General features: G+C 67.5%; 18 protein-coding genes. 8 read left to right on the top strand and 10 right to left on the bottom strand.

Annotated elements, in window-relative coordinates; all coding sequences use genetic code 11:
• The first annotated feature begins 78 nt into the window (after nt 1-78).
• Nucleotides 79-621 carry an NlpC/P60 family peptidoglycan-binding protein RipD gene (gene ripD / locus A5759_RS17215; protein WP_068199780.1) on the top strand — a complete coding sequence of 181 codons (543 nt, stop codon included), beginning with the start codon at nt 79-81 and terminating at the stop codon, nt 619-621.
• On the opposite strand, the gene A5759_RS17220 is transcribed toward ripD, so the two are convergent.
• Together A5759_RS17220 and A5759_RS17225 are read right to left on the bottom strand one after the other, a co-directional pair.
• Nucleotides 614-1,513: an RNA polymerase sigma-70 factor gene (locus A5759_RS17220; protein ID WP_156616961.1), complete on the bottom strand. Its 900-nt coding sequence runs from the start codon at nt 1,511-1,513 to the stop codon at nt 614-616. The two genes, ripD and A5759_RS17220, sit on opposite strands and share 8 nt — an antisense overlap.
• Nucleotides 1,510-2,670, bottom strand: coding sequence for an NAD(P)/FAD-dependent oxidoreductase (locus A5759_RS17225; RefSeq protein WP_068199784.1), 1,161 nt, complete (start codon nt 2,668-2,670; stop codon nt 1,510-1,512). The genes A5759_RS17220 and A5759_RS17225 overlap by 4 nt, the downstream gene beginning before the upstream one ends.
• 96 nt (nt 2,671-2,766) lie before the next feature.
• On the opposite strand from A5759_RS17225, the gene A5759_RS17230 reads away from it, so the two are divergent.
• Entirely contained in the window at nt 2,767-3,960 is a 1,194-nt protein-coding gene (locus tag A5759_RS17230) for an acyl-CoA dehydrogenase family protein (protein WP_068199785.1), read from the top strand.
• Here the strand turns inward: A5759_RS17230 and A5759_RS17235 are convergent, their stop codons facing one another.
• The 4 genes from A5759_RS17235 to A5759_RS17250 all read right to left on the bottom strand — a co-directional run bounded on the left by A5759_RS17235 (nt 3,961) and on the right by A5759_RS17250 (nt 8,392).
• Nucleotides 3,961-4,920, bottom strand: a complete 960-nt coding sequence (locus tag A5759_RS17235; protein WP_068199786.1) for a haloalkane dehalogenase — start codon at nt 4,918-4,920, stop codon at nt 3,961-3,963.
• A gap of 5 nt (nt 4,921-4,925) precedes the next feature.
• Nucleotides 4,926-6,482: a class I adenylate-forming enzyme family protein gene (locus tag A5759_RS17240; protein WP_082962177.1), complete on the bottom strand. Its 1,557-nt coding sequence runs from the start codon at nt 6,480-6,482 to the stop codon at nt 4,926-4,928.
• Nucleotides 6,483-6,548: 66 nt separating this feature from the next.
• Entirely contained in the window at nt 6,549-7,508 is a 960-nt protein-coding gene (locus A5759_RS17245; RefSeq protein ID WP_068199788.1) for an esterase family protein, read from the bottom strand.
• Between the two features lie 224 nt (nt 7,509-7,732).
• On the bottom strand, nt 7,733-8,392 hold the full coding sequence (locus A5759_RS17250; RefSeq protein ID WP_197506105.1) for an MOSC domain-containing protein: 660 nt from the start codon (nt 8,390-8,392) through the stop codon (nt 7,733-7,735).
• A gap of 130 nt (nt 8,393-8,522) precedes the next feature.
• Here A5759_RS17250 and A5759_RS17255 point away from each other — a divergent pair, with 130 nt between their 5' ends.
• The gene (locus A5759_RS17255; protein ID WP_064393817.1) at nt 8,523-8,957 is read left to right on the top strand and encodes a DUF4383 domain-containing protein; all 435 of its coding nucleotides are present in this window, start codon (nt 8,523-8,525) and stop codon (nt 8,955-8,957) included.
• A 33-nt stretch (nt 8,958-8,990) separates the two neighbouring features.
• Here A5759_RS17255 and A5759_RS25985 read toward each other — a convergent pair whose 3' ends face one another.
• Entirely contained in the window at nt 8,991-9,131 is a 141-nt protein-coding gene (locus A5759_RS25985) for a hypothetical protein (protein WP_156616962.1), read from the bottom strand.
• A gap of 150 nt (nt 9,132-9,281) precedes the next feature.
• Between A5759_RS25985 and A5759_RS17260 the strand changes: the two genes are divergently transcribed.
• Nucleotides 9,282-9,689, top strand: a complete 408-nt coding sequence (locus tag A5759_RS17260) for a hypothetical protein (protein WP_231984680.1) — start codon at nt 9,282-9,284, stop codon at nt 9,687-9,689.
• A gap of 31 nt (nt 9,690-9,720) precedes the next feature.
• A complete protein-coding gene (locus A5759_RS17265) occupies nt 9,721-10,020 on the top strand; it encodes a hypothetical protein (protein ID WP_066840441.1) in 300 nt (99 codons plus the stop codon).
• A 12-nt stretch (nt 10,021-10,032) separates the two neighbouring features.
• On the opposite strand, the gene A5759_RS17270 is transcribed toward A5759_RS17265, so the two are convergent.
• Genes A5759_RS17270 through A5759_RS17280 form a run of 3 tightly spaced genes read right to left on the bottom strand, consistent with a single transcriptional unit; the run spans nt 10,033 to nt 11,716 of the window.
• On the bottom strand, nt 10,033-10,347 hold the full coding sequence (locus tag A5759_RS17270; protein ID WP_066840439.1) for a hypothetical protein: 315 nt from the start codon (nt 10,345-10,347) through the stop codon (nt 10,033-10,035).
• Nucleotides 10,344-11,003 (bottom strand): DJ-1/PfpI family protein, encoded by a 660-nt coding sequence (locus tag A5759_RS17275; RefSeq protein ID WP_068200091.1) that lies wholly within the window; start codon nt 11,001-11,003, stop codon nt 10,344-10,346. Before A5759_RS17275 ends, A5759_RS17270 begins: the two co-directional genes overlap by 4 nt.
• A 5-nt stretch (nt 11,004-11,008) precedes the next feature.
• Nucleotides 11,009-11,716 carry an HD domain-containing protein gene (locus tag A5759_RS17280; protein WP_082962178.1) on the bottom strand — a complete coding sequence of 236 codons (708 nt, stop codon included), beginning with the start codon at nt 11,714-11,716 and terminating at the stop codon, nt 11,009-11,011.
• A gap of 179 nt (nt 11,717-11,895) precedes the next feature.
• Between A5759_RS17280 and A5759_RS17285 the strand changes: the two genes are divergently transcribed.
• From A5759_RS17285 to A5759_RS17295, 3 genes are all read left to right on the top strand, one after another.
• The gene (locus tag A5759_RS17285) at nt 11,896-12,414 is read left to right on the top strand and encodes a hypothetical protein (RefSeq protein WP_068199798.1); all 519 of its coding nucleotides are present in this window, start codon (nt 11,896-11,898) and stop codon (nt 12,412-12,414) included.
• Nucleotides 12,405-13,985 (top strand): threonine/serine exporter ThrE family protein, encoded by a 1,581-nt coding sequence (locus A5759_RS17290; protein ID WP_068199800.1) that lies wholly within the window; start codon nt 12,405-12,407, stop codon nt 13,983-13,985. Before A5759_RS17285 ends, A5759_RS17290 begins: the two co-directional genes overlap by 10 nt.
• 90 nt (nt 13,986-14,075) lie before the next feature.
• The gene (locus A5759_RS17295) at nt 14,076-14,423 is read left to right on the top strand and encodes a hypothetical protein (RefSeq protein WP_068200097.1); all 348 of its coding nucleotides are present in this window, start codon (nt 14,076-14,078) and stop codon (nt 14,421-14,423) included.
• The last annotated feature ends 7 nt before the right edge of the window (nt 14,424-14,430 follow it).

Here is a 14,430-nt window from a genome sequence, read left to right on the forward strand (position 1 = left end):
GGCGTCACGAGCAAACCACGCGTACAAGTGATTACAGCGCCATCGGTATGCGCGCAGACGAAGAAAGAGCAACGAACCATGAGACGCATCTACGCCTTGGTGATCGGTGTCGCCCTGTTGGTGGCCATCCCTGGGGTGGCGGTCGCTGCACCATCCTCCCGGTCCGCGGCGAACCAGCAGGCGGTCGACCTCGTGATCGCGCGCGGTCTCGCGCAGCGCGGCGTCCCCTTCTCCTACGGCGGGGGAGACGCCAACGGGCCGACGAAGGGCAGCGGCACGCCCGAGAACGTCGCCGGACTCGACCGCGAAGGCCACATCGTCGGCCTGGATCCCGCGCTGAGCACCGTCGGTTTCGACGCGTCGGGCCTGATGGTCTATTCGTTCGCCGGTATCGGAGTCAAGCTGCCGCGGTCCTCGGGCGCGCAGTACAACGTCGGGCAGAAGGTGTTGCCGTCCGAGGCGCTGCCCGGTGACATGATCTTCTACGGCCCCAACGGGAATCAGAGCGTCGCGCTGTTCCTCGGCAACGGGCAGATGCTGGAGACGGCGGACACCGGGGTGACGGTCTCCCCGGTGCGCACCAGCGACATGGCGCCGTACCTGGTCCGCATCATCAAGTGAGCGATCGGGCCTGACCGCCGGCGATAGCGCGCAGCTTGTCGGGATTTGCGATGTTGTGGATGGTCGCGATGCGGCCGTCGTCGTCGAGGTCGACGGTGAGCGTGGCGATGATGCGCCCAGCGCCGCTCAGTACGATTCCGGGGCCGCCATTGATCTCCACGACTTCAGCTGTCATATCGGCGATTTCGATGCCTTCATAAGGCCGCTTGGCGGTGCCGGCGAGCCAGCGGGCGACGTTGGCCGCGCCGATGAGCGGTCGCAGCGCCTGGCGGACCTTGCCGCCGCCATCGGTCCACAAGGTCACCTCCGGCGCGAGCATCTCCAACAGCGCGTTGATGTCACCGCCGACGCTCGCGGCGAAGAATCGCTCGGTGACTTGCCGCTTCTTGGTCCGGTCGGCCTCGAACCGCGGTCGGCGGGCCTGGACGTGCTCGCGTGCGCGGTGGGCGGCCTGTCGCACCGCCGACTCGGAACGTTCGATGGCTTCGGCGATTTCGGCGTAGCTGAAGTCGAACGCCTCCTTGAGAACGAACACCGCGCGTTCCAGCGGGCTGAGGGTCTCGAGCACGACGAGCATCGCCAGCGAGACCGAATCGGCGGTGACGGCGTCGTCGGCGGCATCGGACGCGGTCAGGATCGGCTCCGGAAGCCACGGCCCCACATAGGTTTCGCGCTGCCGCTGTGTCGAGCGCAGCCGATCCATCGATAAGTTCGACACGATGCGTGACAGGTAGGCTTTGGGGTCGGATACCTGGGAGCGGTCGTCCGCCGACCACTTGAACCACGCGTCCTGGACCACATCCTCGGCATCGGCGGCCGAGCCGAGTATGCGGTAGGCGATCGCGAACAACAGGTTGCGGTGATCGGCGAACGTCTGCTGGTCATCGGTCACTTTGTCAACCTGCCCCCGCGGCGCCACATGGCGGCGCCGAACGCCGGGATCAGCTTCAGCAGGCGGTAAGTCGTCCAGGGGCTGGAGCTCACCGCCTCTTTATACGCGACGGCGAACCGGCCGGCCAGATAGAACCATCCGGGGCTGTCGTTGGCATGGGTGAACTGGATGACGGCGTCGTCACGTCCCAGGCTGACCGGCTGGTGGATGTAGCCGAAGCGGAATCGCTTGGGGCTCTTGCCCTTCAGCTCACGTGCGATCGACGCTGCGGTGTGCACACCGGTGGGGATGCCGCTCTGGCAGGTGCCGTGAATGATGCCGTATCCCTGCTGCACCGCGGCCGCGTCGCCGACTGCGTAGACGTTCGGGTGGCTGACGGAGCGCAGCGACTCGTCGGTGACGATGCGTCCACGCTCGTCGACCGTCAGCCCCGCCGTCGCAGCCATTGGTGACACCCGCACCCCGGTCGTCCACAGCACAGCCTGCGCCGGGACCACCTCGCCAGCGGCCAGCGCGACGCCGTCGGCCATCACCTTCACGATCTCGACGCCGGTGCGCACCCGGACGCCGAGGCGTTCCAGCCCGGCGTGCAGTCGTGCCCGCGCCTTCTCGCCCATCATTGCGCCGGGAAACTGGCGGCTCAGCAGAACAATGTCGAGCTCGGGATGTTGTTCGGCGATCTCGGCCGCGGACTCGACGCCGGTGAGCCCGGCACCGGCGACCACGACGGGGCCGTCGCCGATCCGCTTCAGGTGCTCGGCGAGCAGTTGGGCGTCCTGGGCGCTGTTGAGGGTGTAGGCGAACTCGTCGACGCCCGGGACGCCGTTGCTGTCGGCGACGGCGCCCAGCGCGTAGACCAGGGTGTCGTAGCGCAAGATCGTGGCGTCATCGATGCGAACGGTCTGCGCGTCGGCGTCGATGCCGGTCACCCAGCCGTGGACGAACTCGATGCCGGTGCCGGTGAGCCGGTCGGGTATCGGCAGGTCATTCAGCTCCTGGCCGGAGGCGACCTGGTGCAGCCGCAGCCGCTCCGTGAAGCGGGTCTGCGCGTTGACCAGCGTGATGTGCACGTCGTCGCGGCGCTTCAACCGGCCCGCCAGCGCCGTGGCCGTCGCCATACCGGTGTAGCCGCCGCCAAGGATCACGATGTTCTTCATGGGTTGCTGCCTTTCTCGTCTGTCCTTACACACCCCAGACGTATGCAGCGACCGGATTTGTGACATCCGATCGCCGACAACTGATAGAGAAGACGGATGACCTCGACATTGGAGACCTCGGCATCGGCCGGTGACATCACGGCGAAAGCGCGCGGGCTACGTGATCTCGTCGCCCGCGAGGCCGTCGAGTCGGAGCGGTTGCGCACGCTGAGCCCGACCGTGGTCGAGGCGATGTGGGACACCGGCCTGATGACGGCGTTCAACCCCGCTCCCGCCGGCGGCAGCGAACCGTCGTTCACCGAGATGATCGAGACCTGGATCGAGATGGCGTGGCAGGACGGATCTTTCGGCTGGATCGGCATCGCCAACCTGCCGTCGTCGTTCGCTGCCGCCGCGTACTTGCCGGACGCAGGGTTCGCCGAGGTGTTCACGGCCCACGACAACCGGGTCACGATGGGCGGGCAGTTCTTCCCGAACGGTCAGGGCGCCGCCGTGCCCGGTGGTTACCGGCTGACCGGGTCGTGGAGCTTCGGTTCGGGGATCGGGCATGCGCAGTATGTCGCCGCGGGGTTCCTGCCGATGGACGGGACCGAGATGCGCTGGGTCAGCGAAGGTGTGCCGGACATGCAGATCGCCATCCTGCCGCGTGAGCAGGTCAGCTTCAACGACGGTTGGCACGTGCAGGGGCTCAAGGGGACGGGCTCCTACGACTACAGCGTCGAGGACGTGTTCGTTCCCGCCGAGCGCACGTTCGCGTTGTTCACTCGTGAGCCGTTGCGCGGATCGTCGCCCGCGACACGGATGGGGATGATGCCCGTCACCGCCGCCGGGCATGCGTCGTGGGCGCTGGGCGTCGCCAAGAGCATGCTCGACGATGTCGAAGAGCTGGCCGCCACGAAGTTCCGGATGAGCGACATGGCGTCGCTGGCGAGCCGGCCGACCTTCCAGAAAGGGCTGGCCCATCACGTCGCGGCGTGGCGGGCGGCGCGGCTGCTGGTGCTCGATGCGTTCGCAACGGCAGAAGCCAGTGTGGCGGCGGGGGAGGACCTCACGCCGACCCTGCGCGCGGACATGAGGGTGGCCGCGGTGTACGCCACCGACGTGGCTCGTCAGTGCGCGGAGTGGGCACATCTGGCCGCGGGCACCAGTGCGATCCGCGAGGGCAGCCGCCTGGAACGTGCGTTCCGCGACATGTACACCGGCACCCAGCACGCGTTCATCAGCGAGAAGGTGGCGATCGACGCGGCTCAGGTGTGGCTCGGCATCATCGACGACCAGTTCGGGCTCTGATCACCCTGTGCGGGCAATGAATTCGGTGATGATACGGCCGAGTTCGTCGCCCCGCTGCTCCTGAATGAAGTGGCCCGCACCCGTGACCGTCGTGTGCGGTTGGTTTTTCGCGCCGGGAACGTGTTCGGCGAAAATTTTGTCCCAACCGCGCGTCGCCGGATCGCCATCGGAGTACGCGGTGAGAAACGGCCGGCGCCACTGGCCGAGCGCGGCCATGGTCTCGCGACCGATCGCGGCCCCGGGGTCGTTGCGCGTCAACGGAATCAACGCGGTCATTTGGCGTAGGCCCGCGGTGTACGAACGGTCGGGGAAGGGTGCGTCGTAGGCGGCTCGCACGTCCGGGCTCAATGGTCCGGCCACCGCGTCGAGGAAGAAGCTCGGAACGAGTTCCGGTGAGCGTTGGTAGTACGCCACGTAGTCGAGGAGGGTCTCCTGAAGAATGACCTGACCGTCGCCGACGGCGTGATGCGGCCATTCGAGCTTGCCCGCCAGGCCTGGGTCGCAGGTGTGCAGGATCGTGTTGGTGGCTAGGACGCGGGCGAAGCGGTCGGGTTCGCGCGCAAGCACGCTGAGCCCGATGGGCCCGCCCCAGTCCTGTACGACCAGGGTGATATCGGTGAGATCCAAGCGGGTGATGGCACTGTGGATCCAGTCGACGTGCCGCTTGAAGGTGTAGGCGGTCGGGTCGGTCGGCTTGTCCGAGCGGCCGTAGCCGATGTTGTCGGGCGCGATCACGCGCAGACCCGCCCCGCACAGCACACCGATGACGTGCCGGTACAGATAGGACCAGGTCGGTTGGCCGTGCAGCAGCACGACGACGGACGCGTCGGACGGCCCCGCATCGACGTAATGCATTCGTAGCGGACCCATTCCACGTGTCTGCACGTCGACATAGCCGGGGGCGAACGGGTAGTCGGGCAGCGCGGCGAAACGGTCGTCCGGTGTTCGCAGGACATCCATCCCAGTCACCGAACAACCGATTCGAGGACGCCGTCGAGGATCATGGTGCTCAGCGTCCTGCGGTCGAACTTTCCGCTGGGCAGGATCGGGATCTGGTCACTGGAGGCCAGCACCCAGCGGGTCGGCACCTTGTATGTCGACAGGTGCGCGCGGGCGTGGGCGGCCAACGCGTCGATGTCGACGCGTGCGGCGGCGGGCACGACGACTGCGCACACCTGCTCCCCGCGCTGTGGGTCGTCGATACCGAGCACGAGACACTGTGCCACGGCAGGGGATTCCTCGATGACCGCCTGGACCTCGAGCGGTGAGACGTTGGCCCCGGCGGCCTTGATCATGTCGGTGGTCCGGCCCACGTAGAACAGCCGCGGATCGCCCGGTCTGCGGTAGACGCGATCGCCCGTGTGGTACCAACCGTCTTCGTCGAAGGTCTCCGACCGTTCGCGTTTGTTGTAGCCGGCCATCACGCCGATGCCGCGGATCAGCAGTTCGCCGACCTGCCCGTCAGGAACCAGTGCGCCGTCGTCGTCGACGATGCACATGTCGGTGTATGCGAACCCGCCCGCGGTCTCGGACATGGTGCGGTGGACCGGATATCCGTCGGGTACGTCGACCATCGCGATGTCGAGCGGTCCGTCGCGCAACATCGGCGCGCAGGCCAGATCGCGGCCGGGAAAGCTCGGATGCTCACGGAGCCGCTGGGTGAACGCGGGCCATCCGACGACTCCAGCTGCCCGTTCGCGTTCGATCAGATCGAGTGCACCCTCGGCGTCCAGTTTCGGCATGACGAGCACCGTGACGGGTTCGTGCAGCGCACCGGTCGCCGCGAGCAGCCCGCCGACCCAGAAGAACGGCATCGCACACAGAATCCGCACTGCACCTTCGCTTTTGGATACCGCGCGGATCGCGTTCGGCCATGTCGATGTCTGTCGCACGAGGGTACCGTGCGTGTGCATGACGCCCTTCGGGTCCGCTGTCGAGCCCGACGTGTGGATGACAACGGCCAGATCGGCGGGGCTCACCTCGGCCTCCGCGGCGGCCAGCAGCTCGTCCGGTAGGCCGTCGGCGTCGCCGTCCCACCGCGTGGCCCAAGGGGGGACCGGGCCGTCGACGAACACGATCCGACGTAGGTACGGAGCGCCCGTCATGGCCAACTTTCCGCCCCGCTGGGTCGTCAACTCCGGCCAGGCCGCTTCGAACCGGTCGGCGACATCGATGCTCAGCACGCGCCTGGGAGCGACGAGCAGCGCAACGTCGGCCAGCCGAGCGACTTTGGCGATCTCGGCCGGGGCGTAGAGCGTGCTCAGCGGCACGACCACCGCGCCGATGCGGGAGGCCGCCAACCACCAGAGCACCCAGTCCACCCCGTTGGGAAAGAACAGGCCGACGCGAGTTCCTTTGCCGACGCCTTGCCCCAGAAGCCACCGCGCAATGCGGGCCGAGCGATCGTGCGCCTCACGGTAGGTGAGTCGGTCCGTCGGGGTGATCAGATAGGTGTGGTCGCCGAATTCGTGGCATGCATGCGCCAGGAGCGCGGGAACGGTCGGTCGCGGCTGCTGCGTCACCCCGTGATTGTCTCCAACGCGCACTGGGCGACCGCACGAGGCGGTCGCCCAGCGGCGTCAGCGAGCTCAGGCGCCCAGCGTGGCCTGGATGTCGCCCTTCATCGCGGCCAGCTGCGAAGCCCAGTAGCCCCATCCGTGGGTGCCGTTGGCGGGGAAGTTGAACGTGCCGTTGCCTCCACCGGCTGCCTGGTAGGCCTGCTGGAAGCTCTTGTTGCTGTCCAGCGTGATGGTTTCGAGGAACTGGCCGGCGATGTCGCCGCCGCCCCCGAGTTCGGACGGGACACCGTTGCCGCAGTACACCCAGATGCGGGTGCCGTTGGCCACCAACTTGCCGACGTTGACCGTCGGGTCGTTGCGCTTCCAGGCCGAGCTGCCCGGCGGGCCCCACATCGCCGTGGCGCTGAATCCGCCCGCATCGCGCATCGCGACGCCGACCAGCAGCGGCCAGATGCCCTCGGAGAGGTTGAGGAAGCCCGACAACGATGCCGCGTAGCGGAACTGGCCGGGGTGGTAGGCCGCCAGGATCAGCGCCGCGCTGCCCGACATGGACAGGCCGACCACCGCGTTGCCGCTGGGCGAGACGCCCTTGTTGGCGGACAGGTACGCCGGGAGTTCAGAGGTCAGGAAGGTCTCCCACTGGTAGGAGTAGCGCCCGCCGTTGCCGACCGCGGGTCCTTGCCAGTTGGTGTAGAAGCTCGACATGCCACCGACCGGCATCACGACCGACAGACCGGATTCGAAGTAGTTCTCGAACGCGGCGGTTTCGATGTCCCAGCCGCTGTTGTCGTCGCGCGCCCGCAAGCCGTCGAGCAAGTAGACCGCGTGCGGGCCACCGCCCTGGAACTTGACCGGGATGTCGCGGCCCATGGCGGCCGACGGGACCATCAGGGTTTCGACGGGAAGGCCCGGTCGTGAGTATGCCGCTGCGGTGGACGTGCCACCCACCGCCGCGACCAGGCCCGGTATGAGCAGGGCCGCTAGCGCGCCGGCCATCATGCGGCGCGCCCAACTGTGTCGCAATGTCATCGCTGTGAACTTCCTGGTCGAGGGATACCGCCGAGCGGTCATCGCGGATGGGCGGACCGGAGCCGGGTCAGGGCTGCCGGTTCAGGCGCTGCTGCTTCACACCTGCCGCGATACGGGACACCCGCCGCGCGTAGCCGCTGCTGACGGTTATGTCGGCACCGGTAGCGGCCCCGTTACCGAAGCGTGGGGTGCGTCACGGTTCCGCTGGCGGGCCGCGGTGGTGCCTATTTGCCGTTGGTCGACAGGCGCTTGCGGACGTAGGTCTTGAGTTCGGCAGACAACGCGTCGGCGGCGAGCAGCTGTGGAAGCAACGACGCGTCGGACATCCTTGCGCGGAACGCCAACTCGACGGTCACCTGGTGGTCGGGGCGGTACTCGACGGAGATCTCGTCGCCGGCGCCCACCGTTCCCGGTGAGACAACACGCAGGTACGCACCGGGTTTGGCGGCTGTGGTGAAGGTTTTCATCCAGCGGTCGATCTGCAGGAAGGCGGCGAAGGTGCGGCACGGTGTGCGCGGCGCCGAAACCTCGAGCAGAAGGCCGTCGGTGCCGACGCGCCAACGCTCACCGATGCGCGCCTGTGTCACGCCGACGTTCGTGGTGGTGAGGTTCTCGCCGAACATGCCGTTGGTCAACCGGCGGTCCAGTCGACTTTCCCAGTCGTCGAGGTCTTCTCGCGCGTATGCGTAGACGGCCTGATCGTCACCGCCGTGCAGCTTCTTATGGCCGATGGTGTCGCCGACGAGTCCGCTGCCCAGGCCGCCGCGCATCGGTCCCGGCGCGCGCACCGCGACCCGGTCCGCCACGGCGACCTTGTCGATGCCCGTCGACCTCGACGGCGCATCGGGATTGACCCGCACTCGCGCAACGTTCACCGACAGCACTTCTGCCACCCGGACAGGTTAGCGACGGAGTGGGCGAGCCGCCTGGCGGGATTTTCACTCGACCCCTTAACAAAGTGCTACTACCGAGCGTAGTATTTGCCGAGGTATCGACAACCAGAAGGGTGTCACCGTGAAGTGGAGTTTCGCCCAGGTCGGCCTGCTGGTCATCGCCGCGTTCCACGTCATACAGGCGGTGATCGGCTTCATTGTGGAGCCGAGCTTCGCGACGGGCCCGGGCGCACCGACTGCGCAGGTACTCGGAATGGACTACAACGGCTGGCACGCCGTCGCCGGTCTCGCCCTGTTCGGACCGGGACTGGTGTTCGCGTTTCGCAAGTCGTGGTCGGTGTTGTATCTGCTCGTCGCGGCGGTGGCGGGCGCGTTGCCGGGCATCTGGGCGTTCTTCTCCCACCAGGTGGCGTACGTGTTCACGTTCCCCAACAACATCACCGACGCGATCGTGCATCTGGTCACCTCAGCGGTAATGCTGGCGGTGGCCGGTATTCAGATCCGCATGGACGGCGGTGTGCAGAACTCGCTTGCTGATCTGCGCAGGGGGTCGTGACTCGGCACCGCCTCCGCTAGTGCGCCGGCGGCGCTAGTTGGCTCCGTCCTTGTCGTCGGCCGAAGGGATTCCCTCGGGCGGCGGCGACGAATACGCGGGAGCCGTCGGCGGGACGCCTTGCTCCGCGCCCTCACCCTGGTTCGCGTCGTCGGAGGCTTGTTCGGGTGAGCTCATCAGTTCTCTCCTAGTCCACGATGGTCTCGCCGAGCGATACCCGAACCCCTTGTCACGGAAACCGCGGAGTTGGGATCGGTAGCCGACCGGATCTCGTGTACTTGCCTCGACGACGGCCATCGAGCGCCGAACCGAGCAAGAGGGCGAAACATGACCACACCTCACACATCGAAGCGAATCCTCGGCGCGGCATTGATGTCGTTCGCGATCACGAGCGCCGGCTTCGGGTCGCTGGCGGGCACGGCCCAAGCGCTGCCCGGCGGGCCGGCGCCGCAGCAAGCGTGGCCCGGATGTCCGGACGAGAATCCGTCGGGGCCCTGCCGGTGGTGCCCGGGTGATCCGCCGGTGCAGACCGGGAATCTGCGGGTGAATCCGGTGGTATGGGACAACAACGTGTGCCACACGTATTGGTACGTCTACCACGGGCAGGGCAACGTGGCGCAGAACATCTTCGAAGGCGAGGCGCCACCACCGCCGCCACCACCACCGCCCGGCTTCACCCCGCCCCTTCCGCCGGGCTGGTGCTGGTCGCTGTTCATCCCCGGGCCGTGCCCGTAAAGCAGGATTCGCCCGGAGCTAGTATCGGCCGATGGGTGAGCCCCAGCTGACCGATGACGGCCACTTCCTCGTCATCAACGGTCGCCGGTGGCGCGCCACCGATCCGGCCATACCCGAGGATCGGCGCGCGGAGTTGACCCGGATACTCATGGCGTGGCGCCGAGAAGTGCGCCGCACCAAGGGAACTGCAGACGAGCAGACCGCGCGGGCCGGTGTGCACGCGGTCAAGGTCGCGTTGGGTGAGCGGGGCTCGCCGCCGTGGTGGGAGCAGACCGACGAGCAGCGACGCCGGCGGTGGCAGGCGAACGTAGCACCGCCAGAAGACGGCTGACACGGTCGTCCGTCAGGCGCGTCGCACCCCGGAGACCGCCGAGCGCGGCAGCCGTCCCGCACGCGAGTGACCGGTCAGGTGGTCGCCGTGCACCTGCACATCGAACTCGAGTTTGAGCCTCATCGGTTTGGTCACCGTCTGCCGCCATGTGACCCGTTGTCCGTCAACGTCTTCGACCAGAGTGATGTCGCTCAGCGGCACGCGTTCTGAGTTGCTCTGCGCGGTGCCGGTGATCGCACCGTTTTGTTCGACGAAGCTGTACACCACTTCCAAGGTTCCGACCGGTGTTTTGATGCGCACATCCCAGTCGCCGACGACGCTCGTCATGCCGAGGCTTTCGGTGCGCGCCCGGTGTCGGTCCAGACGGTGCCCCGCCGCTCGTAGGCGAACAACTCCTCGACGGCCAATGCGATGCGCGGACCGTAGCTTCGGTCGAGCAGATGGAGCGCAAGGTCCAGCCCCGACGTGACGCCGCCTGCGGTGACCAGGTCATCGTCGTCGACGACCCTGGCCGCCACCGGAATTGCGCCTGTCGCGTGGAGCACGTCCACACCGAGATGGTGGGTGGTGGCGTGGCGGCCGTCGAGCAGGCCCGCCATCGCCAGCGCGAGCGACCCACCGCATACGGTCGCGACCGTGATGTCCGGATTGGCGAAGGCTTTACGCATCATCGGCACCGCGGCGGTCTCGCCGAAACGGGCGAGCAGGACGGGGATGGTCGCGACGCCCTCATCGGGGTCGCCGTCGATAGGGCCTGCCGCGCCGGGCACGATCACGAAACCCGGCTTGGCGGGGTCGAGTCGGGCGGTCGCGTTTAACGTCAGCCCCCGCGAACCGCTGACTACCGGCCGCGGACCCTCGGCCGAGACGAACTCGACTTCCAGTTCGCCTGCGACGAAGTCGCTGCCCGCGACGAACACTTCGTACGGGGCGACGGCGTCGAGTGGGTCGAAGCCGTCGAACAACACGATCTGCGCATGCATCGGCGTCATGGGATACCCGCGTCGCCGCGCAAAGGCTGATCGCCCCACCCGGAAGCGCGCACGAAATCGAAGAACGAGAACGACGACCCGTTGATCAATTCGTGCAGGTGCGCGGGAAACGAGAACGGGGGAGCCTTCATCGGGTTGAGGCGCACATCGCGGGCCACGGCGTCGGCGATCGCATACCCCAGGTCGTGACGTGGCCACGCGGCGTGGACCCGGTCGGCGAAGCCGGGGGAGAGCAGGTGTGTGTCCATGCCGTTGATGTCGAGGGCGATTCCGTTGAAGACCACCGCCTGCTCGGGCCCGAACCGGTTCGCCAACCCGGCGCTGGTGTGAAGTGCGATCGCCTGCCACACCGTCGTGATCCGATCGCCCGAAAGCCCGTGTCGGCGAAGGAAGTCCGCCGCCGCATCGGCCCCCTCCACCTCGAATCGCTGATCACCCCTGCCGCCATCCGTGACACCCAGGTCGTGCAGGAGGCAGGCGAGGAAGACGAGTTCGTCGTCGTAGTCGGTACCGCTGCGCATACCCTGGCCCGAGGCGATCTCGCGCGCGAACAGATAACTGCGGACACAGTGGTTGATGAGGAAATCCGGGGAGACGTCGATGACGTATCGCAGTGCTTCCGAGCAGATTTCGGTATCGGGTAGGGCCCAGCTGTCCATGTCGGCTTTCGCGTCGGCCAGCGTGGCCATGTCTTCGGTGCGCATGCCTTTACAGTGCCCGGTTCCCGACATGCCCGACTAGTGGCAAAGTAGCCAAGATTCAACGGAATCTGGCCACTCCTGCCTGGCGGGATGGTCGGTGGTTGCGCACACAATACGGCTGTAGCACAGAGGAATACGCTCAGTTCGCTTCGCCGGCACCATGGGTGGCTATCGTGAGTTGAATGCAGGGCTGGACCGCCGCGGCGGCCTTCGGACGCTCGGACTGCGAGCGCATTGGCGACACGATGCTTGGCCAACCCGTCCTCGCTCTCACCAGCCTGGCGTACGTCGCCGTGGGGATAGCCGTCCTGTGCTGGGCCCTAGGCGGTAGAGCGGTGCTGGCGGGAGCCGCAGGAGTGGCGCTGGTGGCTGTCGGCTTCGGCAGCTTCGTCTTTCACGGACCTCAACCGCACTGGGCGGGACCGGTGCACGACTGGCCGATTGTCGGCCTTGCGGCGGTGTGTGTGATCGGGGTGGTCGGCAGCGCGCGAGGGCGGCGCTCGGTGTGGCTCGCGGCTGCAGCGGTCTTCGCGCTCGGCCTGGCCGCCTATGCCGCCGGGCGCACGGGCTCGCCGCTGTGCCGGCCCGACAGCCTGTGGCAGTACCACGGCCTCTGGCATGTGTTGTCGGGCGCCGCAGCGGGATTAGCCGCCTGGGCCATGATGCCCGCACGTCAGTATCGTTCACGGAGATGCCGATAGATCGAACACCGCGTGGCCGCGTCCGCCGCGGCTTACGCAATGCGCTGCGCGGCCCGCGCGATCCGGCGCCGGTCGCGGGTCAGCGGCGCCGCCGTTCCGACGGGATGGGCGACCTGCACACCCGCAAGGTGCTCGATCTGACGATCCGCCTCGCCGAGGTGATGCTGTCTTCGGGCTCGGGCACCGCCGACGTCGTCGCGACCGCCCAGGACGTCGCCCAGGCATATCGACTGACCGACTGTGTCGTCGACATCTTCGTCACCACCGTCATCGTGTCCGCTCTGCCGACCGCGGACAGCCCACCCGTCACCATCGTTCGGGCAGTGCACGCCCGGTCGACGGACTACACGCGACTGGGAGAACTCGACCGGCTGGTTCAGCGGATCACCTCCGGCGGTGTGACGGTCGATCAAGCTCACGAGGCGATGGACGAGTTGACCGAGCGGCCGCACCCCTACCCACGGTGGCTCGCGACCGCGGGCTGGGCGGGTTTCGCTCTGGGCATCGCCATGCTTCTCGGTGGTGGTTGGTTGACCTGCATCCTGGCCGCAGTCACGTCGGGGGTCATCGACCAGGTGGGGCGGCGGCTGAATCGCTGGGGTACGCCGTTCTTCTTCCAACACGTCGCAGGCGCGGCGATCGCGACCTCGGTCGCTGTGGCGGCCTTTTTGTATGCCGATATCGGACCGACGGTCATGGTGGCCACCGGCATCGTGGTGCTGCTGTCAGGTTTGACGTTCGTCGGCGCGATGCAGGACGCGGTGACCGGCTACATGCTGACCTCGCTCGCCCGGTTGGGCGAAGCGGTGCTGCTGACGTCGGGGATCGTCGTGGGCATCCTCGCCGGCCTGCAGATCGCGGAGATCGCCGGCGTGACCATCTCGCTGCATGTCGATGCGACCGAATCGTTCATCGCGCCGAGCGGGGGGGTACGGATCGCGGTCGCGGTGTTCGGCGCGGCGCTGGCGGGCGCCTGCCTGACCGTGGCGAGCTATGCGCCGCTGCGGGCCATCCTCACCGCAGGGCTTGCAGCCGGACTCGCCGAGGCGGTCCTGATAGCCCTGGGCAATGCGGGGTTCGGTCAGGTGTTCGCGAGTGGTGCCGCGGCGGTGGGTGTCGGTCTGGTCGCCACGTTGATCTCGATCCGTCGGCAAGCACCTGCCTTGGTGACGGCCACCGCGGGGATCATGCCGATGCTGCCGGGCCTGGCGGTGTTTCGCGCGGTGTTCTCCTTTGCCGTCGACGGCAACTTCGACAACGGCCTCCGGCAGATGATGTCGGCGATCGCGATCGCGCTGGCCCTGGGCAGTGGCGTGGTGCTGGGTGAGTTCATCGGCTCGCCGCTGCGCTACCGGGCCGGCCGGATCGGCGACTTCGTCCGCAAGGAAGGGCCACCCGGGCTGCGTCGTGCTGTCGGGCGCGTCGTGCACCTGCTGCCGGCCGAGGATCAGCCGTCGGAGATCATCCCGCGGACGCGCAGTGTCGCGCTGCAACCGAAGCCGACGGGGGACACACAGGAAGAAACCGAGGACAGCGACGCGTCGGACCGCGACGAGAGCCGCGAGCCGTAGTAGGTACAGACACGCCCTGGGTTTGGCCGCAGCAAATGCAGGCTATAAATTCGAAGCATCGGATTCGCGACTACCGCTGGAGGCATGCTCATGAGGTTTTCCAAGACCACGCTGGCTGCCATTGCAGGCGGACTGACAGCAACGACTCTAGGCCTGACCGCTCCGGCAAGCGCCCAGCCGTCTCCACCGCCGCCCCCACCGCCGATGCTGGCCGCGGAGGCCCCCAATCCTTATGCACCGCCTCCGCCCGGTGTGGCTCCGCCGCCGGCGCGGCCGATGGCCGGGGAACCGGTTCCGTCGTGGGCACCGCGGAAGCCCGCTGAGTTCTGGCTCGGCGAGCCCGTCGTGTGGCACTCGGGCTGGGGCGGACGCTGGGGCGTGTGGAAGAACGGCGCCTTCATCCACCTGTCGAAGAACCCGGTCACCGCCGGCGGCTGACCGCTAC

Source organism: Mycobacterium sp. 852014-52144_SCH5372336 (assembly GCF_001665615.1).
Classification (GTDB): Bacteria; Actinomycetota; Actinomycetes; order Mycobacteriales; family Mycobacteriaceae; genus Mycobacterium; species Mycobacterium neumannii_A.